The sequence below is a fragment of the Streptomyces sp. NPDC042259 genome (assembly GCF_055582085.1).
In genome coordinates this window covers 486734-508124 of sequence record NZ_JBVJDW010000001.1, presented here as the reverse complement: position 1 = coordinate 508124, position 21391 = coordinate 486734, and the positions used below count along the sequence as shown (strand labels likewise).

Sequence of the window (21391 nt, the reverse complement as noted above, 5' to 3'; positions counted from 1 at the left end):
CCCGATGCCCATCGACGTAAGCCAGGCGGTCGGGGCGCGCCCCCGTAGCGTCGAGCTCTCCTGGGACCACAAGGACGTCCTCCTCTACCACCTCGGCCTCGGGGCCGGCGCGGCCCGGCCCACCGACCCCAAGGAGCTGCGCTACACCCTGGAGAGCCGGCTCCGGGTGCTCCCCAGCTTCGCGACCGTCGCGGGCGGTGGCATGGCCCTGGCCGGCGGACTCGCCGCCCCCGGAGTCGACGTCGACCTCACCCGCGTTCTGCACGGCGGGCAGTCCATCGAGCTGCACCGGCCGCTGCCCGCGCGCGGCTCCGCCACGCTCGCCTCCCGCGTCGCCGCCGTGTACGACAAGGGCAAGGCCGCCGTCATCGTGCTGCGCGCCGACGCCGCCGACGCCGAGGGGCCGCTGTGGACCAGTGACTGCCGGATCTTCGTCCGTGGCGAGGGCGGCTTCGGCGGCGAGCGCGGCCCCTCCGACCGCGTCGAGGCACCCGCCCGCGAACCGGACCTGACGATCCTGCGCCTCACCCGCCCCGACCAGGCCCTGCTCTACCGCCTGTCCGGGGACTGGAACCCGCTGCACGCCGACCCCGGCTTCGCCGCCCGCGCCGGCTTCGACCGGCCGATCCTGCACGGCCTGTGCAGCTACGGCATCGTCCTCAAGGCCGTCGTCGACACCGTGCTCGACGGCGACGTGACCCGCGTCCGCTCCTACGCCACCCGGTTCGCCGGCGTCGTCTACCCCGGCGAGACCCTGCGCGTGCGGATGTGGCGCGAGAGCCCGGCGCCCGGCCGGATCCAGCTGACGGTGACGGCCGTCGAACGGGCGGACGCGCCGGTCCTCACCGACACCGTGGTCGAACACACCTGACCCCCGGCCCGTACCCGCGATTCCTCGACCCGCGAAGGGACCCGCCTCATGCGCGCAGCCGTCCAGCAGGAGATCGGCCGGGACAAGCTCGACGTCCTCGACGACATCGAGGCCGTGGGCTTCGGCCCGGGAAAGGTCAGACTCCGCGTCCGGGCCGCCGGACTGTGCCACTCCGATCTGTCCGCGATGAGTGGCGTGCTGCCGCAGCCCGCCCCCTTCGTACCCGGCCACGAGGGCGCCGGTGAGATCCTGGAGGCCGGCGACACCGTCACCGGCCTCCGGCCCGGCGACCGCGTCCTGGTCTGCTGGCTGCCCTCCTGCGGCACGTGCCCGTCCTGCCGACGCGGCCAGACCCAGCTGTGCCTGGCCGGATTCTCGGCCGCCGGCACCCCCAACTTCCGGCGCGCCGACGGCTCCCCGTCCGACGTCTTCGGCTTCGCCGGCACCGGCACCTTCGCCGAGGAACTCGTCGTCGACGCCCGGTGCGCCGTGCCGATCCCCGACGACGTGCCCTACGAGATCGCCGCCCTCATCGGCTGCGGCGTCACCACCGGCCTCGGCGCCGCCCTCAACACCGCCCGCGTCACCGCCGGTTCCTCCGTCGCCGTCCTCGGCTGCGGCGGCGTCGGCATCAACACGATCCAGGGCGCGCGGACCGCGGGCGCCGCACAGATCGTCGCCGTCGACCCCGTCGCCGCCCGCCGCGACGCCGCCCTGCGGTTCGGCGCGACGGAGGCCGTCGCCCCGGACGCCCTGGCCGACGCCAAGAAACGGATCACCGGCGGCGAGGGCTTCGACTACGTCTTCGAGGTCGTCGGCACCTCCGCCACCGCCCGCACCGCCTACAAGACGACCCGGCGCGGCGGCACGCTGTGCGTCGTCGGGGCCGGTGCGGTGGACGACCACTTCCAGGTCAGCATGTTCGAGCTGTTCTTCGACGAGAAGCGGATCCTGCCCTCTCTGTACGGCGGCGGCGACGTGCTGCGCTCGTACGAGCGGGCCATCGCCCTGTGGCGGGCCGGCCGGATCGACCTCGCCGGACTCATCACCCACCGGGTCCCGCTCGCCGGGATCAACGACGCCCTCGTCCAGATGCGCACCGGTGAGGCGCTGCGCACCTGCGTCGAGATCTGACCGGAGCCGTCACAGCGGGGACACGGGAACGGAAAAAGGGAGAGGCTGATGCCGGCACAAGCGACCCTGCGGGGCCGGACCGCGATCGTCACCGGCGCCGGGCGCGGACTCGGCCGGGCCGAGGCCCTCGAATTGGCGCGGCTCGGCGCCCACGTCATCGTCAACGACTACGGGCGCCCGGGCCGCGACGGCTCGGGCGAGGCGTCCGCCGTGCCCGCCGAAGCGGTCGTCGAGGAGATCCGGGCGGCGGGCGGCCGGGCCACCGCCCACCTCGGTGACGTCGCCGACTTCGAACAGGCCCGCGCCCTCGTCCAACTCGCCGTCGACACCGCCGGCTCGCTGGACATCCTCGTCAACAACGCGGGCATCCTGCGGGACCGGATGGTCTTCTCCATGACCGAGGAGGAGTGGGACTCGGTGGTCCGGGTGCATCTCAAGGGCCACTTCAACACCGTCCGCTTCGCCGCCGCGCACTGGCGGGACCGGGCGAAGGCGACGGGCCGCCCGGTGTACGGACGGATCGTCAACACCTCCTCCGAGGCGTTCCTCGCCGGCTCGGCCGGGCAGCCGAACTACGCCGCGGCCAAGGGCGGCATCGTCGGCCTGACCACCTCGACGGCGGAGGCGCTGCGCAAATACGGGGTCACGTCGAACGTGATCTGCCCCCGGGCCCGGACCAGGATGACCGAGGACGTCTTCGAAAACGTCGCGACGACCGACGAGGGGCTCGACCCGCTGGCACCCGAACACGTCTCGCCACTCGTGGCCTATCTCGCCTCACCGGCAGCCGCGCACATCAGCGGACAGGTCTTCGTGGTGCACGGCGGCATGGTCGCCGTCGTCGAACGCCCCAAGGTGGCGGCCAGGTTCGACACGTCCGGTGAGTCCTTCAGCGTCGAGGAACTCGACGGTCTGCTCACCCCGTACTACGCAGCCCGCCCGCCCGGGGAGACCTTCGCGAGCGTGGAGGTCCTGGGCCTGTCCCCCCGGACGACGTGACGACCTCCAGCCCATCGGGGCCGGATGGGCTCACCCAACCCGCCCCGCGGGCCGCGAGCGCCGTCGCCGGACGGTCAGTGACCGCCCGTGGTTTCGCGACGGTGCTTGCCAAGGGCGGGGGCGCCGTGGTCGTTCGGGGAGGCCGGACCTCGGTGCCTGCCGGAGCCGGTGGCTGCGGCCTGGGCGGACGCCTCGCGGGGGCGCGCCTCGGTCGTGTCGGTTCGGGCGTCGGGCATGGGAAGAGTCACTCCGTGGGGAAAGGGGATGCGTGCACTGCGCGGCGGGGGCCGTGGCAGTGGCGCACGGCATCGACGGACGTCAACGCGCGGCACACGCGCGACCGTTCGGTTCACCGCCGGTGCCCGGCCGGTACGGCCGCACAGCCCCGGCCCGATTCTAACGGGGACCTTGATCACGGAGCCACCCGGTTCGTCGCTCTGTTCGCCCCCGCACGGGCCCGGAACCGGGCGGAAACGGGCGTACGCGGACGGGGGCTGGTTTTGGTTGACCTCAGCCAAAACCAGCCCGTCCGGCGATTGAGGACAACCGCCGCGCAGCGGTGGTGCGGACGCCATGGGCCTGCAGGGCCCGCCGGATACGGCCTACGCCCGGCCGAGGGGTGCCTGCTGAAGAGGCACCGGCCGGGGGGCCGCGCCCGGGTCCGGCTCCGGGAACCCGCCGCAGCCTTCCGTGAGCGTGGGCCGCACCGGTTGCCAGAGCGGCGGCGCCGCCGGGTGCGCGGTGGTCCCCGCGTCTGTCGCCGTCACCGGCGCGGTCGGCCAGTCCAGGGGCCGTGCGGAAGGCTCGCCGCGCCCGTCCGGCTCGGCGTGCCCGGCGTCGTCCGGGTGCTCGGTGGCGGCCGCCGCGGCCTCCGGCGGGACACAGACCGGGCCCTGCGGTGGACCGCCCGGTTCCTTCTCGCCGTCCTCCTCGCGGGTGCCCCGCTTGCCGTCCGGGCCCGGCAGCCGCAGCCGCGCCAGCCCGCAGGGCACGTACGGCGTCACATACGGCAGCCGCAGCTCGCCGTCGGCGCTCCACAGGCCCGCGCCCGCCAGCCACCCCACCGGTGCCGGGAACTGCTGCACCCGCCGTGCCGACGGCCGCCACACCCCCACCCAGCTGCCCGCCGCCCCGTCGATCCGGAGCGCCACCGCACACCCCTCGGGCATCAGCACCTGCCCCGGCTGCGCGGCGAACGGCGTCACCGCCGCGTCGGGCATCCGCAGGCACTCCGGGAAGCGCACCGGTCGCGCCGAGCCGAGCACCCCCCAGCCGAGCCGGTCCTGACCGGGGGCGTCGGACCGTACGAGCAGCAGACCGCTGTCCGGGTCGGCCAGCAGCAGCCGGTCGTTGCTCTCCTCCGTGATCTGCAACAGCGGGCTCGTCTCGCCGCCCCGGCCCAGGTCGACCACCACGGCCTTGGTGCACCCGTCCAGCTCGCGGTCGAGGGCGAGCATCCGGCCCGTGCGGTCGAGCCAGGCGCCGCCCGAGCAGCGGCCGGTCAGTTCGGTGACCCGCTCGGGCCCGAAGGCGCCGCCGTGCACCCGCCACAGGGTGGTCGAACGCGCACCGTGCACGAGGGCGAAGGCGGACGAGCCGTCGGGCGCGGGGGGCAGCAGGGTGAGCCGGGGGCACTCGATCGCGCCGAGCGACAGCTCGCCCGTGCCGGGGCCGGTGGGGTAGAGCAGGGAGAGCGCGAACCGCTCGGCGACCCGGCGCCGGATCAGCACCCGCCCGTCGGAGAGCGGCAGGACCTCGCTGTCGGGTTCCTCGGGCTGGCCGCCGGGCAGCGGAACCGCGTAGGGCTCGGGTCCGCCGAGCGTCCAGCGCTCGGGAAACCAGCCACCCGGGCCACGGCCGAGAGCCAGCCGCGCGGCGTACGAACCGTCCGCCGTGACCGTGAACGCTGTGCGGCCGCGGTCCTTCGACGGGCCGGATGGGGTGCTCGGTGGAGCGCTCTGGGGGACACAGACCGTCATGAGAAACGTCACCTCCGGCACTGAACGTAGTTATCGCACTACGTCCCGAACCTTGAGAGTGAGGCCGCTTCACGCTTAAGGGTGGAGTTGCGGCGAAATGCCTGAGGGGTCGGGGGTGGGTGTGCTCCGCGTGGGGCGTCTGTTTAAAGTAAGGCGAACCTAAGTGGCCGCGGGAGTGGCCGAACAGGCTCCTCGACCACCCAGCCGCCTGGCGCGTTCGCGCCTGCCGGCCGGTCACCCTGATCCCCCAGCCAGGAGCACCCCATGTCCCTCCGCCGCGGCACCGCCGCCGTCGCCCTTTCCGTAGCCGCCGCGCTCTCGCTCGCGGCCTGTGGTTCCTCCGACGGGAAGGACGGCGGGGCCGGCAAGGACGGGGGCAACGGTTCCAGGTCCGTCGCGCAGGGCGGCAAGGACTTCGGCAAGGCGGCCGAGGAGACGGCCAGGATGGGCACGGACGCCGAGCCCGGCCGGTTCCCCCGCACGATCACCCACGCGCTCGGCAAGACCGAGATCAAGGCGATGCCCAAGCGGGTCGTCGTCCTCGACGTCGGCGAGCTCGACAACGTCGTCTCCCTCGGCATCAAGCCGGTCGGCTGGGCGCCGAGCGAGGGCAGCCAGGAGATCCCCGCGTACCTGAAGAAGGACGTCGGCGACCCCAAGAGCGTCGGCACCATCAGCAACCTCAACCTCGAAGCGATCAACGCGCTCAAGCCCGACCTGATCCTCGGCAGCAAGCTGCGCGCGGAGAAGAACTACAAGGACCTCTCGAAGATCGCCCCGACGGTGTTCTCCATCCGCCCCGGCTTCACGTGGAAGGAGAACTACCTCCTCAACGCGGCCGCCCTGGACAAGACCGCCGACGCCAAGAAGCAGCTCGACGCCTACCGGGCCAAGGCCGGGAAGCTCGGCGCGGACATCGGCGACAAGAAGCCGACGATCACGATGCTCCGCTACTTGCCGCAGTTCACCCGCCTGTACGCGCAGCAGTCGTTCATCGGCACGATCCTCAAGGACGCGGGCCTGCCCCGACCGAAGAACCAGCAGGCCGACAAGCTTGCGCAGGAGATCAGCCCTGAGAACATCGACCAGGCCGACGCGGACTGGATCTTCACCGGCGTCTATGGCGACCCGGCCAAGACCAAGCGCGACAGCGCCCAGGACAACCCGCTCTGGAAGAACCTCAAGGCGGTCAAGGCCGGCCGCGCGAAGGACGTCCAGGACGAGACCTGGTACCTGGGACTTGGCGTCATGGCGGCGGACAGCGTTCTCGATGATCTCCGGGGATTCCTGGTGAGGAAGTAGCCGGTCGCCTGGCCGGCGGTTCTTTGGCCGCGGGCCGTCTTGCCGCCTGCGGCGGCGAGCGCCCTGCGGGCGCGTCCTCAAACGCCGGACGGGCTGAATAGAGCCCGTCCGGCGTCGGAGGACATCGCCCCCGTAGTGAATACGCGGGCTCCCCGCCAGGAGAAGCCGTGCGGGACAGGTAGCCTTTCCCCGTGCCCGTACTGTCTGAAGTCATCGCCGCCCTCGACGCCCTCTGGCCCCCGGAGCGGGCCGAGCAGTGGGACGCCGTCGGTACGGTCTGCGGCGACCCCGACGCACCCGTCGGCCGGGTCCTGTTCGCCGTCGACCCCGTGCAGGAGGTCGTCGACGAGGCCGTGGAGCTGGGCGCGGACCTGCTCGTCACCCATCACCCGCTCTATCTGCGCGGGACGACGACGGTCGCGGCCTCCACCTTCAAGGGCCGCGTCGTGCACACCCTCATCAAGAACGACGTCGCCCTGCACGTCGCGCACACCAACGCCGACCGCGCCGACCCCGGTGTCTCCGACGCCCTCGCCGGCGCCCTCGACCTGCGCGTCACCGGCCCCCTCGTACCCGATCCGAGCGACCCCGCGGGCCGTCGCGGCCTCGGCCGGATCTGCGAGGTGGAGCCCCCGCTGACCCTCGCCGAGTTCGCCGCCCGCGCCGCGGACCGGCTGCCCGCCACCGCGCAGGGCATCCGGGTCGCGGGCGACCCGGAGCGCGTCATCCGCACGGTCGCCGTCTGCGGCGGCTCCGGCGACTCCCTCTTCGACGAGGTACGGGCCGCGGGCGTCGACGCCTACGTCACCGCGGACCTGCGCCACCACCCCGCGTCCGAGGCACAGCACCACAGCCCGCTCGCGTTGGTGGACGCCGCGCACTGGGCCACCGAATGGCCCTGGATCGAGCAGGCCGCCGCCCAGCTCGACGAGATCTCCGACCGCCACGGCTGGGGGCTGCGCACCCATATCTCCCGTACGGTCACCGACCCCTGGACCGCCCACGCGGCGTCGTCCGCTTCCTCTTCCCACCACTAATCAGGAGCTTCCACTGAACGCCGCGCCCGCCGACCAGATCCGTCTTCTCGACCTCCAGACCCTGGACACCCGCCTCGCGCAGCTCGCCCACAAGCGCAGGAGCCTGCCCGAGCACGCCGAGATCCAGACCCTCGAAGGCGATCTCACGCAGCACCGCGACCTCCTCGTCGCCGCGCAGACCGAGGAGAGCGACACCACCCGCGAGCAGACCAAGGCCGAGCAGGACGTGGACCAGGTGCGCCAGCGCGCCGCCCGCGACCAGCAGCGCCTGGACTCCGGCGTCGGCATCTCCCCGAAGGACCTGGAGAACCTCCAGCGCGAGATCGCCTCGCTCGCCAAGCGCCAGGGCGACCTGGAGGACGTCGTCCTCGAGGTCATGGAGCGCCGCGAGTCCGCGCAGGAGCGCGTCACCGAGCTGACCGGCCGGGTCGAGTCCGTCCAGGCCAAGGTCAACGACGCGGTCGCCCGCCGCGACGCCGCCTACGCCGAGATCGACGCCGAGGCCGCCTCGGTCACCAAGGAGCGCGAGATCGTCGCGGGCTCCGTCCCGGCCGACCTGCTCAAGCTCTACGACAAGATCCGCAACAAGGAGGGTGGCGTCGGTGCCGCCCGCCTCAACCAGCGCCGCTGCGAGGGCTGCCGCCTCGAGCTCGACATCACCGGGCTCAACGAGGTGCGGGCCGCGGCTCCGGACGAGGTCGTCCGGTGCGAGAACTGCACCCGCATCCTCGTCCGTACGCGCGAGTCGGGCCTGTAAGCCCCATGGCGAATCGCTTCGTCGTCGAGGCGGACGGCGGTTCCCGGGGCAACCCGGGCCCCGCCGGCTACGGTGCCGTCGTCCTCGACCCCGTGACCGGTGAGGCTCTCGCCGAGGCCGCCGAGTACATCGGCACGGCCACCAACAACGTTGCCGAGTACAAGGGCCTCATCGCGGGCCTCAAGGCGGCGAAGGCCCTCGACCCGGAGGCCACGGTCCAGGTCCGGATGGACTCCAAGCTCGTCGTGGAGCAGATGTCCGGCCGCTGGAAGATCAAGCACCCGGACATGAAGCCGCTGGCCGCCGAGGCCCGGAGCATCCTGCCGGTGGACCGCGTCACGTACCAGTGGATCCCGCGCGAGCGGAACAAGCACGCGGACCGGCTCGCGAACGAGGCCATGGACGCCGGCAAGGCCGGCAAGCGCTGGGAGCCCGGCGCGTCGGCCGCGGGCCTCCACACGCGGATGACGCCGGAGGCGGCCGCTCCGGCGCCCGCCTCCCCGGCTTCCGGGAATGCCTCCGACGCGGCGGCGCTCGCCGAACCGAAGGCCGTGCCCGTCGGGTGGGCCGCCCCGGCCGACCTGGGGGCGCCGACGACGTTCGTCCTGCTGCGGCACGGCGAGACGGCGCTGACGCCCCAGAAGCGCTTCTCCGGCAGCGGCGGCGGCGACCCCGAACTCTCGCCCGCCGGGCGCCGCCAGGCCGAGCAGGCCGCGGCCGCCCTCGCCGCGCGGGGCACCGTCCAGGCCGTCGTGTCGTCGCCGGTGCGCCGCTGCCGGGAGACCGCGGCGGTCGTGGCCGCGCGCCTCGGCCTGGAGGTCCGGATAGACGAGGGGCTGCGCGAGGCCGACTTCGGTGCCTGGGAGGGACTGACCTTCGCCGAGGTCCGCGAGCGCCACCCCGACGACCTCGACGCCTGGCTCGCCTCCTCCAAGGCCGCGCCCACCGGCGGTGGCGAGAGCTTCGCCGCGGTGGCCCGCCGGGTCGCGCTCTCCCGGGACAAGCTCATCGCCCGCTACGCGGGCCGGACGGTCCTGCTGGTCACCCATGTGACACCGGTCAAGACCCTGGTCCGGCTGGCGCTCGGGGCTCCGCCGGAGTCGCTGTTCCGCATGGAACTGTCCGCGGCGTCCCTGTCCGCCGTGGCCTACTACGCCGACGGCAACGCCTCGCTCCGGCTGCTGAACGACACGTCCCACCTGCGCTAGGGCGCGTCGTCCCCAGAGGCTTGATCCGGCTGAGCCCAGCCGGATCAAGCCCTTGGGGGTACCTCCCAGCGGTAGCTGGGGGAGTTCGAGGACGCGCTCCGCCTACTCCGCGCACATTCCGACGGCGTGGTCCAGCAGGGCGAGCGCCTCCAGGCGCTGACGTTCACGGTCCTCGATGTCCTGCGCGCTCTCCCCGGTGGCCGCCACCCGCGGACAGCCGGGGCACTGCCACCGGTCCGGGGCGCCGAGCGGCGGCGGCCGCATCGCGATACGGCAGTGGGGACACTCCACGATCACTCCTTCCACATGGCCGCACGACGCGCAGACCCAGACCGGGCCCTCGGCGTCCTGCTGCCGCCAGGCGGTGCGGTGGCACTGCGGGCAGCCGGTCGTGACGATCCCGGCCCGGCTCATGACCGGCGGTTCCGGGGTGGTGTCGGCGTACTCGATGATCCGTGCCCGGACCCTGTCGTCGGTCGTGTTGGCCATCCGGAGCAGGTGGGCGACTCGCGAGCGTGCTTCGTCAACGAAATCGTTCATGGCAGCGGCAGGCTATGACAACCGGACCGGCCTCCGGCGCCAGTCCCCGGCCGATCACCCACCGCCCGGGGGCGCGTTCACCGGATGGAGTGGCGGACGATCCCCCGTGGCCGCCCCGGGCCACCGTCGGATGATGGGGGCGTCGTGACGCCGGCCCGTCAGCCGCGCAACGCCGACGCCTCGCGGGCGAGTTGCCCGACGCGCGCCCAGTCCCGGTCCCGGATCGCGTCGGCGGGCAGCATCCATGTCCCCCCGACGCAGCCGACATTGGGCAGGGCCAGATACGCGGGAGCCGAACCGGGGCCGATGCCGCCGGTGGGGCAGAAGCGGGCCGCGGGCAGCGGCCCGGCCAGCGACCGCAGATAGGGCACGCCGCCCGCGGCTTCGGCGGGGAAGAACTTCATCTCGCGCACGCCACGCTCCAGCAGCGCCACGACCTCCGAGACCGTCGACACCCCCGGCAGAAACGGCACTCCCGCCGCCCGCATCGCCTCCAGCAGCCGGTCCGTCCAGCCGGGGCTCACCAGGAACCGCGCCCCCGCCCCGGTCGCCGCCGTCACCTGGCCGGGCGTGAGGACCGTACCGGCCCCCACCACGGCGTCCGGCACGGCGTCCGCCACGGCTCGTATCGCGTCGAGCGCGGCGGCCGTGCGCAGGGTCACCTCGATCACGGGCAGACCCCCGGCGACGAGGGCCCGGGCGAGAGGGACCGCGTCCGCCACGTCGTGGAGGACGACGACGGGGACGACGGGGGCGAGATCGAGGAGGGACGGGGGCGAGGGGGGTGCCGGGGCGCGGGTCACCCGGGCATCCTCGCGCCGCCGGACACGTACCGCAACGGTCGTTGCGCACAGCGCAACGAGGCGCGGCCTACACCTCGGTAACCGTGACTGGCCTACAGCTCGGTGACCACGACGTCCAGCGCCCAGGGCTTACCGCCCTTGGCCGGGGCCCCGCCCTCCACCGCGTACCCCAGCTCCCGCAGCGCCTCGGCCAGCTCGCCCGGCCCGTCGGGCTCGACCCCGGCCGTCAACAGGTCCCGTACGAGCCGCCCCTTGGTGGCCTTGTTGAAGTGGCTCACCACGGACCGCTTCTCGACCCCGTTCACGATCTTCGACTGGAGCACCCGCACGGTCGCCGTCCGCTCGGCGACGTCGCCGGCCGGCTTCCACGCGGTGGCGTACGCCGCGGACCGCAGATCCAGCACCAGGCGGCCGGCCGCCGGCTCGGGCAGCGCCCGCGCCATCGGCCCGCGCCAGAACGCGCCGAGCGCGCCCAGCCCCGGCAGCTTCACCCCCATCGAGCAGCGGTAGGAGGGGATCGCGTCCCCGATCCGCACCGCACCCCACAGCCCGGAGAACACCAGCAGCGACCGCTCCGCCCGCCGCCGGGCCGCCGGGTCCAAGGTGGCCAGGCCCAGCGCGTCGTAGAGCACACCCGTGTAGATCTCCCCGGCCGGCCGGGTACCGGCGCCCGGCAGCGCGGCGTTCTTCGCGATCTCGCCCCGCAGCCCCGGGCTCAGCCCGAGGACCTCCGCCGCCTTCTCCTCGTCACCCGAGCACAGCTCCACCAGCTCCGCCAGCACGACCTCGCGCGCCTCGGTCAGCGCCGGCAACGACAGCGACCCCAGCTCCACCGGGGCACCACCGACACCACCCTCGACGGGCGCGGCCTTCCCCTCGGACGGCGGCAACAGCACGAGCACGGTCGTTTCTCCTTCACACGGACGCCCGCGGAGCGGGTAGGGGGCCCGTCGAGCCTATGCCGTGCCCGGCGGAACGTGTGAACGGGCGTGGCTGCTTGTCCTCACCGGACGGGCTGGTTCTGGCTGGGGGCCGCCCCCATCAGTGCCCGGACGGGCGGGAATGGGCTGAGCCCAGCCAAATCAAGCCTGTCCGGCGATTGAGGACGCGCCCGCAGGGCGCCCTGCCGCCGCAGGCGGCGAAGACGGCCCGCGGCCGAAGAACCGCCGGCCAGGCGAACGGCGGCACAACCGGCTCGTAGCCGAAGAGCCGCCGGCCAGGCAAGACGCACGACATGCCACCCGCCCGCACCCCGCCTACGCTCGGTGCCATGCCCCGTCGCCACATACATGTGACGGATACGGACGGCGCCCCCCTGCGCGCCGCGCTGCGCGAGCTGCGCGCGAAGTCGGACGTACCCGTCGGGTTTCCCGACGCCGCGCTCAGGGAGGCGGAGGAGGCCGCCCGGCGGCCCCGTCTTCCCGCGCACGACGCCACGGACCTCCCCCTGTTCACCATCGACCCGCCCCGCTCGATGGACCTCGACCAGGCCATGTTCCTCGCCCGCCGCGGCTCCGGCGGCTTCCGGGTGCATTACGCGATCGCCGACGTCGGGGCGTTCGTCACCCCCGGCCGGGCCCTCGACGCCGAGGCGCACCGCCGGGTGACGACCCTCTACTACCCCGACGAACGGGTCCCCCTCCACCCCGACATCCTCGGCGAGGGCGCCGCCAGCCTCCTCCCCGACCACACCCGCCCCGCCCTGCTCTGGCAGCTCGACCTCGACACGGACGGCCGCGTCGTACGGGCCGACGTCCGCCGTTCCCTCGTCCGCAGCCGGGCCAAGCTCGACTACGCGGGCGTGCAGCGGGCGATCGACTCCGGCACGGCCGAGGAGCCCTTGTCGCTGCTGCGCGAGATCGGCATGCGCAGGGAGGAACTGGAGCGGACGCGCGGCGGCATCTCGCTCAACGTCCCCGAGCAGGAAGTCGTGCGGCGCGGCGACCGCTACCGGCTCGCGTACCGCGTCCCGCTGCCCGCCGACGGCTGGAACGCCCAGATCTCCCTGATGACCGGCATAGCCGCCGCCGAACTGATGCTGACCGCCGGCACCGGCATCCTCCGCACCCTGCCGCCCGCCCCCCAGACCGCCGTCGAACGGCTGCGCCGCGTCGCCCGCTCGCTCGGGGTGAAGTGGCCCGACGGCATGCCGTACGCCGTCGTCCTCCGCGCCCTCGACCCCCGGTACAGCCAGCACGCGGCGTTCCTCCAGGAGTGCACCTCTCTTCTGCGCGGCGCGGGCTACACGGTCTTCGACCGCGACCGCCCCACCGAACACCCCCTCCCCGCCGAGTCCCTCACCTCCTCCCACGCCGCCCTCGCCGCCCCCTACGCCCACTGCACCGCCCCGCTGCGCCGCCTCGTGGACCGCTACACCGGCGAACTGTGCCTGGCGGCTGCCGCCGGCACGGACCCGCCGGAGTGGGTACGGGCCGCGCTGGACACCCTCCCCAAGGAAATGGAGTCCGGCGCCCGCCGCGCCGCCCAGGCCGAACGGGAGTGTGTGGACCTGGTCGAGGCGGCCCTGCTGCGCGACCGGATCGGCCAGGTCTTCGACGCGTACGTCGTGGACGTCCGCGAGGACCGCCCGACGGCCGGCACGGTGCACCTGTACGAACCGGCCGTCGTCGGCCACGTCGAGGGCGATGGTGACGGCCCCCCGCTGCCGTTGGGCCACCGACTGCGGGTCCGGCTGATCCAGGCGGCCCCGGGCCGGGAGAAGGTCTGGTTCGCCCCGGCGTGACGGCGACGTCACGCCTGCCAGGTAGCATGGTCGACACGGCGGACGAGCCGGCCGGGCGGCCGCGTGGGATCTTCGGATCCCCCGAGGAACGTCCGGGCTCCATACGGCAGGGTGGTGGGTAACGCCCACCCGGGGTGACCCGCGGGACAGTGCCACAGAAAACAGACCGCCGGAGGCCGCGAGGCTTCCGGTAAGGGTGAAACGGTGGTGTAAGAGACCACCAGCGTCCGAGGTGACTCGGACGGCTAGGTAAACCCCACCCGGAGCAAGGTCAAGAGGGCCGTCGCGAGACGGCCTGCGCGGACGATCGAGGGCTGCCCGCCCGAGTCCGCGGGTAGACCGCACGAGCCTGTCGGCAACGGCAGGCCTAGATGGATGGCCGCTACCCCGGGCTCCGCGAGGAACCCGGGTGACAGAACCCGGCGTACAGGCCGACTCGTCCGCCCCTCACCCCGTCTGACCTGCGAAAGCAGGCTCCGGCGGGGTTCCTTCTTGGCCCGTGGGGGGTTTCTGGGGAGTTTCGGCCCGAGAGCTTCGAAGGACGATGGACCTCCGACTCGGATCACCGCCCTATAGATCGTGATCACTGGAATCCTCAGAGGGGGCAGTGTGCGAAGGGGATGCTGTTGAGTCAGCGCCTCGTTGCGCTGCCGAGTGGCTGTTCCTTCGGTGATTGCTTCGCCAGGCAGCCCTGGCCTTGTGCCAGGCGGTGAACAGTTCGGGTAGTTGCCGCAGCAGCGAGACCGAGAGCATCACGCATAGACCAGTAAAACCGAATAACCCAAGAGCGAGCAGTGTGACTGAGTTCCAGTCCACGGGGGCTGCTGTCCTTTCCGTGAGGGCAGTCGTGGCACCCGCTTCCTGACGGAATCCGACCACGCCATTGTGGTTCCCTGGGGATGCGCCTCTCGCCAAGGGCGGCGGGAGGCACATCCGTTACGCGTACGGTTACTTGCCGTTCTGTGTCGAGTTCCACGCCTTGCGGAGTTCGGGCCCCTTGTCCACCAGGGCGCCGACCACCATCTGGGTGTTCTCTTCGATCCGCTCAGGCAGCCGGCCGAGCCACCCGGAAACGTCTTTCCCTGATTCTTCGGCGAGTTCGACGCCGGCTTCGATTACCGCGCCTACCGCTATGGCCTCGGCCGCCAAGGCAAGCTTTATCGCAACTGGATGCATTCCTTCCCTCTTGCCCGTTCATGCTTACAAGTAATGAACGGTAGGCTGTTAGGCTAAGTCGTTCGCACTCGCTGCGACAAGTGGTTGGGATATGGCAATCCAATCCATCCAGCACCTTAGGCCTCATGAAGTTCTCTAACCTCAGACGGCTTGCCGCTGCGGATTTCCGGCAGAGCAGGAACGATTCTGTCATTCCGTGAATTCAGCAAAGCAGTTGCCATTACTGATGCTGGCGTTGCCAATGCTTCAGCTGGACACAGGCGAGGCAGTTCCTTCAAAGCATGAAGGGCATGGCCCCCGCATGGCTCGGACCGCGTGCATGGCTTGAAGATCCGCCCGGTGGGGATGGTGTCTTGGCGATGGCTGAGCAGAGGCTTCGTCATCTGCTGTGGATGCGGGCGGCGGTCTATCTCCGGATGAGGCACTCCTCGGGCGAGGCTCCGGCCAGGGCGGAACCGGGGCCGTGAATCGCATGATGACGGGCTCTTCACGAGCGCCCCATTCCCACGTACCGCCTGTTGAGCGGCCTTCCCGCAGGGCGCCGTCGCCCTCGCGGCGCCAGCGGATACCGGCAGCATCGGTGAAATCGACACTCACGTCGCGCCCGACTTCAGGAAAGCCGGACCTGACTTCCGAGGCGTCCATCATGGACGCTTGGGCAAGGGCTTCCCGTCGTTCCGCTGCCGCTTCTCGCTCTGACACGCAATGCTCGCGTTTTTCGATGCGCCGCTGGTGAGTATCGGCCACCGCAGCGCGACATAGCGGCTCACGCCGCCTGACTCACCTCGAATCACCGGGGTCAATGCGCCGGGCCCTCCCGACAGTCTCGACAGGCAGCGACAGATCGTCCAGGTGTGTGAGCAGTGCGTCGATGCATGTCCGGGGGTTCAGGATCTGGGGGTGCAGGACGGCGTTGAGGGCGAGTCCGTCCAGGAGCGCGGTCAGCCGCTCGGTCTGGATGTCGATGTCGAGGCCGGGGCGCAGGGTGCCTGATGTGTTGAGCCGGGTGAGCACGCGGCGCACCAGACTTCGCGTGCCTTCGGCGGCCTGGCGGGACAGGTCGCCGAAGGCCGGGTTGGTGCGGGCGGTGGTGTTGAAGTCCAGGAAGACGGTGACCTCGGCGCGGCGGCGTTCGTCGAGAGGCAGAAGCTCGGCCAGAAGGCCGGCTGCGAGCCGGAGCTGTTCCGGGCGGGGGCGGCTGCCCAGATCGCCGATGTTCTCGATGTGTTCGAGCAGTCGAGCGCCGACCCGGTCGAGCATCGACTGCATCGCGAACCGCATCAGGTCCTGCTGACTGGCGAAGTAGTGGCGCAGGGAGCCGATGTTGAGCCGGGCCTCGTCGGCGACGGCTCGCAGTGAGGTGCGCTGCAGGCCATCGCGGACGACGACTCGGAACAACGCGTCGACGACGAGGCGGCGGCGAGCGTCCGGGTCCACGTACTTGGGCATGCATACGTTCTATCACGCCTGTGATACAAAGGATGTATCACAGGCGTGATAGAACGGGTGGAGGATCTTCGTGGAGACGTATCTCAATCTCATGCTCATCAGGTTCGGCCTGGTCGTGGGCGGCCTCGTGGTGCTGGCACTGCTGGCCTTCGCCGTCGCCCTGACCCTCAAGCGCAGGGGCAGGCTGGACGAAGTGCGCCGCTATGCGGACCCCGTGGTGAGGGCCGGGCTGCGGGCCGCCGCCCGACGGTTCGAGGACAGGCGGAGCGGTGTGTCCGGGTCGCGGCGCCTGGGTGGTGGGCGATGATCAGCCTTGGGGCGGAGTCGTCCGATCTCCTTCACCACCTGTTGCTGGACCGCGCGATCAAGGTCGCCATCGTGGTCGCGGCCCTGGGCATCCTGGCGCTCGGGATGAGGGTGCTCTGGCGGAGGGCTGGGCGCGTGAAGGACCGTCTCGACTGAGCTGATGGCACCCAACCCGATCCACAACTATTGACTGTTCCTCCACCAACCCATCAGACACACTCCTGGCCCTGCCGTGTCCTCCGGCAGGGCTTCTCTTCTGGGGCCGGGAGTCTGTGGGTTACAAGGAGGTGCGCGGGGGCCCTTCCAGAACGGGAAGTGCCACCTCAGGAACCGGCCTCGGCGTCAGCATGCGGGGGCCGCCGGCTCCGGTGGCCCCCGGGGCGATTCCGACTTCTTGCGTTACGACGCTTCCCGAGCGGTTGCGCCAGATCAAGGGAGCGAGGAGGGGGGTTTCCGAGGGTCGGTCAGGCCGTCAGGGCGGGGGCCTGCGGGGGGCTGGGGAGCACCCTGGAGAGGAGCTTCGCCACGGCGATGACGGTCCGCTCGGACAGGTAGGGGCCGATGATCTGGACCGCGAGCGGCAGACCGCCCCGGGTCTGTCCGGCGGGCATGACCAGAGCCGGCAGGCCTACGGGGCCGGCGAGGTTCACCCAGCTCGTCTGGTCGTAGAAGCCGCGCCTGTGCCCGTCGACGGTGATGTGCCGGTCCTTCGCGGGCACGGAGGTCTGGTCGAGGACGGCCGCGGTCGGCGCCGCCGGGGTGATCAGCACGTCGTGCCCGGTGAAGTAGTCGTCCCACTTCGCGCGGAGCCGCTGACGTTCCTCGTCCGCCCGCGCCCAGTCGCGGTACCGCATCGTGCGGGACTTCAGATACAGGGCCGAGGGGTCGCCCTCGGCGAGGGCGTCGGCGGCCTTCACCTCACCGGCGAACGCGTCGTCGGCGGCCGTCGCGGCGGATGTGGCGAACATCAGCCGCTGGAAGAGGAGGTTCGAAGCGGCGAAGTCGACGGGCCGGGTGCCGTCGTCGACGGCCGCGCCCGCGCGGCGCACCTGCCGGACCACCTCGTCGAGGAGGTCACGGGTGGCCGAATCGACACGGCAGTAGTCGTCATCGGCCCAGCCCCCCACCCGCAGCCCGCGCAGGCCGGTCACCTTCGCAGCGGGCAGGTGGATACGCCACGCGTCCCGGTCGGCGGGCGCGGGCGCGGCGAGGACGTTCAGGAGCAGTTCGAGGTCGTCGGCGTCCCGCGCGATCGGGCCGAGGGTCAGCATGTCGGAACCGGTGAGCCAGCCCGGCGGGCGGGGGATGTGCCCGCGGGTGGGGACGACCGGCGAGGCGCCGCGTGAGGTGCGCAGCGCGTACACACCGCAGTAGGCGGCGGGCAGGCGCAGTGACCCGGCGAGGTCGGAGCCGACTTCGAGGGCACTGAGACCGGTGGCGACGGCCACGGCCGAGCCGCCCGAGGAACCGCCGGCGGTGTGGGCGGGGGAGTAGGGGTTGTCCGTCTTCCCGAAGAGAAGGTTCGCCGTCTGGATGTCCTGGCACATCGTCGGCACGTTGGTCTTGCCGATGATGACGGCCCCGGCATCGCGGAGCAGCGCGACGACGTCGGCGTCCGTGCCGGGAACGTGGTCGCTCAGCTCCGGACTGCCGCACGTGGTGCGCATGCCACGGGTTTCCAGGGCGTCCTTGACGGTGATCGGCAGGCCGTGCAGCGGACCCAGGGTACGGCCGGTCCCGGCCAGGTACGCATCGGCCTTGTCGGCGGCGGCGCGGGCACCCTCGGCGTCGAGGGTCACCACGGCGTTCAGACCGGGGTTGACCTTGGCGTGGTGGGCGAGCACCTGATCCAGAAGGGCACGGGCGGACAGGCGGCCGTGCCACAGGGCGGCGAGCTGGGCGCGCGCGGTGGCCCGGTGTGCGGCGGTGCTGTTCATGACGTCCTTGGCTTCTGCGGAGCCGGTTGCCGCGGGGGCGGTCCTCGGCTGGGGAGACAGTATCCGGACCGCTGACCTTCACCCCAGAGGGGTGGCCGCACGGGGAAGGAACGGCGTCAGGCGTCCCAGTTCCGCGTTCCAGGCGGCTTGCGATTGCCCTGGTCACGGCACACTTTCGCGTTCCCGTGTCCCGAAGTGCCCGGATTTCGTGGCGGCACGGCCGTGGCGTCCCGCACGCTCGGGTCGTCCAAGTGCCGCGCCCACCGGACCGACGGGGGCGGGGCCGACGTTCGGCTCAAGGGAGATTCACATGCGTCGTCTTGCCACCACACTCGGAGTACTCGGCGCGACCGTCGCGCTCACGCTCGGACTGACTCAATCGGCCTCTGCCGCGACCGGGACCCTGATAATCAACGGCCGCATCATTCAGAACCCCACCGGCTGCAACTCGAGCGATTTTCCCGGCGACCCGGGCCTGGTCTCCAACTTCACCGACAGCATCGCGTACGTGTACGAGGACAGGTTCTGCGAGAAATTCGTCGGCATTGTGATGCCGCTCAGGGTCGCGGAAACGCCGCACGCATGGTCCGTCCGCTACTTCTGAGCGGTGCCTGGCGGGCAGGCCGGAGGCTGCTGCCGGTCGACTTCCCGGCGTACAGGCCGACTCGTCCGCCGGTCATCCGCAGCGAAGGGCCTCTGACCTGCATTTCGCAGGTCAGAGGCCCTTCGTTCTGCTGGCGGATGCCTGGTCGCGGCGAGAACGGGCCCGACCGTGGTCAGCAGCCGGTGCCCCTGGCGGTGACCTCCGGAGGGCGGGCCGTCCGGGGTCGGTTGGACTCCGTCGCGTCCGTCCCGGAGAGGTTGCTCACGGTGAGGGTGTAGGTGCCGTGCCCCGCGCAGCGGTAGTAGGCATGGAAGCGCGAGTCCCCGTGGTCCGGGTCGGCGGTCGTGCTGATCGAGCCGGACGCGACGCTGCTCCCGTTCCGCTTGACTTCCCACCTGCCGCTGACATGGCACCGCCGACCGCTCCAGAGCAGGAGGTCACTGTGCTCGCAGTTGATCGTGACGGCAACCGCGGGCTTCTGGATCCACGAGCCTGAGTTGTTGTCGTAGCCTTCTTCGCTGGAAAGGCAGGGCTTGACACTCACCCGCCATGTCTTGTCAGTCGTGGCGGAGGTGGAGGCGCACCCTCTCGGGAAGCTGGGGGCCGCTTGGGCCGGGGCCGATGTGAGAGCCAGTGCGCTCCCAGCCGCGATGGTTGCCAACTTGCGGGTGAGGCCGTTCATTTGAACCCCTTCCTCGTGCGGAACACTGTGCGGGGCCTTCATCGGGCCCGCCGGAGGTCCGTCGCCGCCGCCGGTCGCCTCGCCCTGGTGGCCCTCTTCACCCAAGCCGGAACGGCGCAGGCGGTGGCTCACGGATCCCGTGGACCGGGCCGGGCGGTATGGGCAGTCCCTGAGGACGCGCCGCGGGTCAGCACGGTACGTCGACCTGGTACGTGCGCTCGCCCGAGTCGATGTCGTTTTCGCTGCCGGTCCAGTACGGGCCGCTTTGGTGGAAGTTCAGGGTGACCGTGGCCGCGCCGCACTCGCCGGCCGGCAACTGTCCTCCGCCCGCCCAGCCGTTGGCGGACTCCTGGCGGAGAGAGGCCGAGTAGTACGCCGACTGGCCGTCCTTGCTCACGGTGCCCTCGGCCCTCCATTGGGCCGGGTAGCTCGCGCTCGCGTTGTACCAGGCGCCGCCCCAGTAGTAGCTGTTGTTGCGAGTGCTCACCCGGACCTCTGGGGGGCCACCCGCTCCGAAGTGCAGACACACCTGTACGTCGGCGTAGGTGTACTGGCCGCCGCCGTAGAAGCTCTCCTGCGGGCCGCAGTAGTCGCCTGGCGGGACGGCGGCGGCACGTTGTTGTGCGGAGGTGGCCGAGGCGGTGGGTACGAGGAAGCCGACGGCCAGCGCCCCCGCCGCGATGATGGTCTTCCAGGGGCGTCTGATCACCGATCGAACCATGGTGCGGACTCCTCTCACTGACGGCGCCCCCCATTCCGGGAGCACCGCCAGAACAGCGCGGTTCGTCATCGGGACATAGGCCTGCCGCACGGGTTTCATCCGATGGGGTACACCGCGCCACGTGCGGGGCCCTTGCGGCCGCACCGACATCCAGGACTGCACGACAGCCCGAAGCCGATGGTCAGGCCCCGCCGGTCAAGCGCTTCTTGATCGGCATGCGATATGAGAAAAGTCTCCCTTGCTCGGCAAAAGTGGGTAATAGCGCATGAATCGCGCCCGTGTTCTCGCCCTCGTCGCGGCTGCAGCGATCGCGCCGGCCGTCCTCCGGGCCGGCGGTCCCGCGGTGAAGGCCGCCGCGAGGAAGGCGCTGATGGGTACCGAAGCGGACCTCCGTCGTTTCCCCGGCACGGGTCAGTACGAAGCCCGCGCGAAGGACGCGGCCCATGTGGACGCGAAGGCAAAGGCCAAGGCGTGAGTGAAAGTGGGCAAGAAGTAACCCGTCGCGTACTCGACGTGGACCGGAAGCCTGCAGAATTGCGCGTTATGGATAGGAATTCCGAACCGCTTCTCATGCCCGTCGAGGACGTCTTCGACCGGCCCGGTCGCCATGGCCGGTTCTTCCTCGCCGGCCGGATCGAGCGCGGCACGCTCCGGCCCGGCGACGCGGTGGAAATCGTCGGCTTCGGGCGGACGGGGAGCGGTGAGGTCACGGCCGTCGAGGGGCGGCCCGGCGAGTTGCTCGATGAGGCGGCGGCCGGGGAGAACGTCGCCGTGTGGTTGCGGGGGCTTCGGCCCGAGGATATTCGGCGGGGGCAGGTCGTCGCCGCGCCCGGCACCGTCACCCAGCACGCCGAGTTCGAGGCCGAGGCGCATCTCTTCGGCGAGGAAGAGAGCGGGCTTGTCGAGCCCCTCGCCGCCGACGGCAAGCGGGAGGCGCGGTTCTACTTCCGCACCACCGTAGTGGCCGGCCACGTCCACACCCTCCTGCGCGATGGCCGCGATGGCCGCGATGGCACGGACGCCCTCATGGCCGTCCGACTCGCCGAGCGCGTCCCCATGGCGGAGGGGCTGAGGTTCGCGATGCGGGAGCGGGGCAAGGCCATCGGGCCCGGTGTGGTCACCAGGGTCCTCGACTGAGCCCGG

At 71.7% G+C, this 21391-nt stretch carries 22 protein-coding genes and 1 other RNA gene; 14 read left to right on the top strand and 9 right to left on the bottom strand.

Features of this window, described 5'->3' with window-relative positions; all coding sequences use genetic code 11:
* The first annotated feature begins 4 nt into the window (after positions 1-4).
* The 3 genes from ACZ6MA_RS02300 to ACZ6MA_RS02290 are packed head-to-tail and all read left to right on the top strand — an operon-like array spanning position 5 to position 3004.
* Positions 5-871 carry a MaoC/PaaZ C-terminal domain-containing protein gene (locus ACZ6MA_RS02300; RefSeq protein ID WP_469430364.1) on the top strand — a complete coding sequence of 289 codons (867 nt, stop codon included), beginning with the start codon at positions 5-7 and terminating at the stop codon, positions 869-871.
* 48 nt (positions 872-919) lie between these two features.
* A complete protein-coding gene (locus ACZ6MA_RS02295) occupies positions 920-2005 on the top strand; it encodes a Zn-dependent alcohol dehydrogenase (RefSeq protein ID WP_469430362.1) in 1086 nt (361 codons plus the stop codon).
* A gap of 48 nt (positions 2006-2053) precedes the next feature.
* Positions 2054-3004 carry a 3-oxoacyl-ACP reductase gene (locus ACZ6MA_RS02290; RefSeq protein WP_469430360.1) on the top strand — a complete coding sequence of 317 codons (951 nt, stop codon included), beginning with the start codon at positions 2054-2056 and terminating at the stop codon, positions 3002-3004.
* 602 nt (positions 3005-3606) lie between these two features.
* Here ACZ6MA_RS02290 and ACZ6MA_RS02285 read toward each other — a convergent pair.
* Complete coding sequence (locus ACZ6MA_RS02285) at positions 3607-4983, bottom strand: hypothetical protein (RefSeq protein ID WP_469430359.1); 1377 nt, start codon at positions 4981-4983, stop codon at positions 3607-3609.
* Positions 4984-5247: 264 nt separating this feature from the next.
* Here ACZ6MA_RS02285 and ACZ6MA_RS02280 point away from each other — a divergent pair, with 264 nt between their 5' ends.
* The 4 genes from ACZ6MA_RS02280 to ACZ6MA_RS02265 all read left to right on the top strand — a co-directional run bounded on the left by ACZ6MA_RS02280 (position 5248) and on the right by ACZ6MA_RS02265 (position 9287).
* Entirely contained in the window at positions 5248-6285 is a 1038-nt protein-coding gene (locus tag ACZ6MA_RS02280; RefSeq protein ID WP_469430358.1) for an ABC transporter substrate-binding protein, read from the top strand.
* Between the two features lie 191 nt (positions 6286-6476).
* A complete protein-coding gene (locus ACZ6MA_RS02275) occupies positions 6477-7322 on the top strand; it encodes a Nif3-like dinuclear metal center hexameric protein (RefSeq protein WP_469430357.1) in 846 nt (281 codons plus the stop codon).
* Positions 7323-7335: 13 nt separating this feature from the next.
* Positions 7336-8079: a zinc ribbon domain-containing protein gene (locus ACZ6MA_RS02270; protein WP_469431169.1), complete on the top strand. Its 744-nt coding sequence runs from the start codon at positions 7336-7338 to the stop codon at positions 8077-8079.
* A gap of 5 nt (positions 8080-8084) precedes the next feature.
* The gene (locus ACZ6MA_RS02265) at positions 8085-9287 is read left to right on the top strand and encodes a bifunctional RNase H/acid phosphatase (RefSeq protein WP_469430356.1); all 1203 of its coding nucleotides are present in this window, start codon (positions 8085-8087) and stop codon (positions 9285-9287) included.
* A gap of 102 nt (positions 9288-9389) precedes the next feature.
* On the opposite strand, the gene ACZ6MA_RS02260 is transcribed toward ACZ6MA_RS02265, so the two are convergent.
* The 3 genes from ACZ6MA_RS02260 to yaaA form a co-directional block, all read right to left on the bottom strand.
* On the bottom strand, positions 9390-9827 hold the full coding sequence (locus ACZ6MA_RS02260) for a hypothetical protein (RefSeq protein ID WP_469430354.1): 438 nt from the start codon (positions 9825-9827) through the stop codon (positions 9390-9392).
* A gap of 158 nt (positions 9828-9985) precedes the next feature.
* A complete protein-coding gene (eda, locus tag ACZ6MA_RS02255; protein WP_469430353.1) occupies positions 9986-10630 on the bottom strand; it encodes a bifunctional 4-hydroxy-2-oxoglutarate aldolase/2-dehydro-3-deoxy-phosphogluconate aldolase in 645 nt (214 codons plus the stop codon).
* 92 nt (positions 10631-10722) lie between these two features.
* On the bottom strand, positions 10723-11532 hold the full coding sequence (yaaA, locus tag ACZ6MA_RS02250; RefSeq protein WP_469430352.1) for a peroxide stress protein YaaA: 810 nt from the start codon (positions 11530-11532) through the stop codon (positions 10723-10725).
* Positions 11533-11900: 368 nt separating this feature from the next.
* Here yaaA and ACZ6MA_RS02245 point away from each other — a divergent pair, with 368 nt between their 5' ends.
* Positions 11901-13373: an RNB domain-containing ribonuclease gene (locus tag ACZ6MA_RS02245; RefSeq protein ID WP_469430351.1), complete on the top strand. Its 1473-nt coding sequence runs from the start codon at positions 11901-11903 to the stop codon at positions 13371-13373.
* 43 nt (positions 13374-13416) lie between these two features.
* An RNA gene (rnpB, locus tag ACZ6MA_RS02240) (RNase P RNA component class A) lies at positions 13417-13816 on the top strand.
* A gap of 505 nt (positions 13817-14321) precedes the next feature.
* On the opposite strand, the gene ACZ6MA_RS02235 is transcribed toward rnpB, so the two are convergent.
* Together ACZ6MA_RS02235 and ACZ6MA_RS02230 are read right to left on the bottom strand one after the other, a co-directional pair.
* Positions 14322-14522, bottom strand: a complete 201-nt coding sequence (locus ACZ6MA_RS02235) for a hypothetical protein (protein WP_469430349.1) — start codon at positions 14520-14522, stop codon at positions 14322-14324.
* 807 nt (positions 14523-15329) lie between these two features.
* Entirely contained in the window at positions 15330-15998 is a 669-nt protein-coding gene (locus ACZ6MA_RS02230) for a TetR/AcrR family transcriptional regulator (protein WP_469430348.1), read from the bottom strand.
* A gap of 70 nt (positions 15999-16068) precedes the next feature.
* On the opposite strand from ACZ6MA_RS02230, the gene ACZ6MA_RS02225 reads away from it, so the two are divergent.
* Both ACZ6MA_RS02225 and ACZ6MA_RS02220 read left to right on the top strand, forming a co-directional pair.
* A complete protein-coding gene (locus tag ACZ6MA_RS02225; protein ID WP_469430347.1) occupies positions 16069-16305 on the top strand; it encodes a hypothetical protein in 237 nt (78 codons plus the stop codon).
* Positions 16302-16460: a hypothetical protein gene (locus ACZ6MA_RS02220; protein ID WP_469430346.1), complete on the top strand. Its 159-nt coding sequence runs from the start codon at positions 16302-16304 to the stop codon at positions 16458-16460. Before ACZ6MA_RS02225 ends, ACZ6MA_RS02220 begins: the two co-directional genes overlap by 4 nt.
* A gap of 308 nt (positions 16461-16768) precedes the next feature.
* Here the strand turns inward: ACZ6MA_RS02220 and ACZ6MA_RS02215 are convergent, their stop codons facing one another.
* Positions 16769-18241: an amidase family protein gene (locus ACZ6MA_RS02215; RefSeq protein ID WP_469430345.1), complete on the bottom strand. Its 1473-nt coding sequence runs from the start codon at positions 18239-18241 to the stop codon at positions 16769-16771.
* A 310-nt stretch (positions 18242-18551) separates the two neighbouring features.
* Between ACZ6MA_RS02215 and ACZ6MA_RS02210 the strand changes: the two genes are divergently transcribed.
* Positions 18552-18845, top strand: coding sequence for a hypothetical protein (locus ACZ6MA_RS02210; RefSeq protein ID WP_469430343.1), 294 nt, complete (start codon positions 18552-18554; stop codon positions 18843-18845).
* Between the two features lie 172 nt (positions 18846-19017).
* Here ACZ6MA_RS02210 and ACZ6MA_RS02205 read toward each other — a convergent pair whose 3' ends face one another.
* Together ACZ6MA_RS02205 and ACZ6MA_RS02200 are read right to left on the bottom strand one after the other, a co-directional pair.
* Positions 19018-19389, bottom strand: a complete 372-nt coding sequence (locus tag ACZ6MA_RS02205) for a hypothetical protein (RefSeq protein ID WP_469430342.1) — start codon at positions 19387-19389, stop codon at positions 19018-19020.
* Between the two features lie 325 nt (positions 19390-19714).
* Positions 19715-20248 carry a hypothetical protein gene (locus tag ACZ6MA_RS02200; protein ID WP_469430340.1) on the bottom strand — a complete coding sequence of 178 codons (534 nt, stop codon included), beginning with the start codon at positions 20246-20248 and terminating at the stop codon, positions 19715-19717.
* Between the two features lie 265 nt (positions 20249-20513).
* Between ACZ6MA_RS02200 and ACZ6MA_RS02195 the strand changes: the two genes are divergently transcribed.
* Positions 20514-20723 (top strand): ALF repeat-containing protein, encoded by a 210-nt coding sequence (locus tag ACZ6MA_RS02195; protein ID WP_469430339.1) that lies wholly within the window; start codon positions 20514-20516, stop codon positions 20721-20723.
* A gap of 68 nt (positions 20724-20791) precedes the next feature.
* Positions 20792-21385, top strand: coding sequence for an EF-Tu/IF-2/RF-3 family GTPase (locus tag ACZ6MA_RS02190; RefSeq protein ID WP_469430338.1), 594 nt, complete (start codon positions 20792-20794; stop codon positions 21383-21385).
* Positions 21386-21391: the final 6 nt, after the last annotated feature.

Excerpts from the sequence above, each read along its gene's own strand:
- ACZ6MA_RS02295 (WP_469430362.1), top strand. The coding sequence starts at position 920 with ATGCGCGCAGCCGTCCAGCAGGAGATCGGCCGGGACAAGCTCGACGTC.
- ACZ6MA_RS02210 (WP_469430343.1), top strand. The coding sequence starts at position 18,552 with ATGCGTCGTCTTGCCACCACACTCGGAGTACTCGGCGCGACCGTCGCG.
- ACZ6MA_RS02215 (WP_469430345.1), bottom strand. The coding sequence starts at position 18,241 with ATGAACAGCACCGCCGCACACCGGGCCACCGCGCGCGCCCAGCTCGCC.
- ACZ6MA_RS02220 (WP_469430346.1), top strand. The coding sequence starts at position 16,302 with ATGATCAGCCTTGGGGCGGAGTCGTCCGATCTCCTTCACCACCTGTTG.
- ACZ6MA_RS02245 (WP_469430351.1), top strand. The coding sequence starts at position 11,901 with ATGCCCCGTCGCCACATACATGTGACGGATACGGACGGCGCCCCCCTG.
- ACZ6MA_RS02290 (WP_469430360.1), top strand. The coding sequence starts at position 2,054 with ATGCCGGCACAAGCGACCCTGCGGGGCCGGACCGCGATCGTCACCGGC.
- ACZ6MA_RS02300 (WP_469430364.1), top strand. The coding sequence starts at position 5 with ATGCCCATCGACGTAAGCCAGGCGGTCGGGGCGCGCCCCCGTAGCGTC.
- ACZ6MA_RS02195 (WP_469430339.1), top strand. The coding sequence starts at position 20,514 with ATGAATCGCGCCCGTGTTCTCGCCCTCGTCGCGGCTGCAGCGATCGCG.
- ACZ6MA_RS02285 (WP_469430359.1), bottom strand. The coding sequence starts at position 4,983 with ATGACGGTCTGTGTCCCCCAGAGCGCTCCACCGAGCACCCCATCCGGC.
- ACZ6MA_RS02280 (WP_469430358.1), top strand. The coding sequence starts at position 5,248 with ATGTCCCTCCGCCGCGGCACCGCCGCCGTCGCCCTTTCCGTAGCCGCC.
- ACZ6MA_RS02230 (WP_469430348.1), bottom strand. The coding sequence starts at position 15,998 with ATGCCCAAGTACGTGGACCCGGACGCTCGCCGCCGCCTCGTCGTCGAC.
- ACZ6MA_RS02260 (WP_469430354.1), bottom strand. The coding sequence starts at position 9,827 with ATGAACGATTTCGTTGACGAAGCACGCTCGCGAGTCGCCCACCTGCTC.
- ACZ6MA_RS02190 (WP_469430338.1), top strand. The coding sequence starts at position 20,792 with ATGGATAGGAATTCCGAACCGCTTCTCATGCCCGTCGAGGACGTCTTC.
- ACZ6MA_RS02200 (WP_469430340.1), bottom strand. The coding sequence starts at position 20,248 with ATGGTTCGATCGGTGATCAGACGCCCCTGGAAGACCATCATCGCGGCG.
- ACZ6MA_RS02265 (WP_469430356.1), top strand. The coding sequence starts at position 8,085 with ATGGCGAATCGCTTCGTCGTCGAGGCGGACGGCGGTTCCCGGGGCAAC.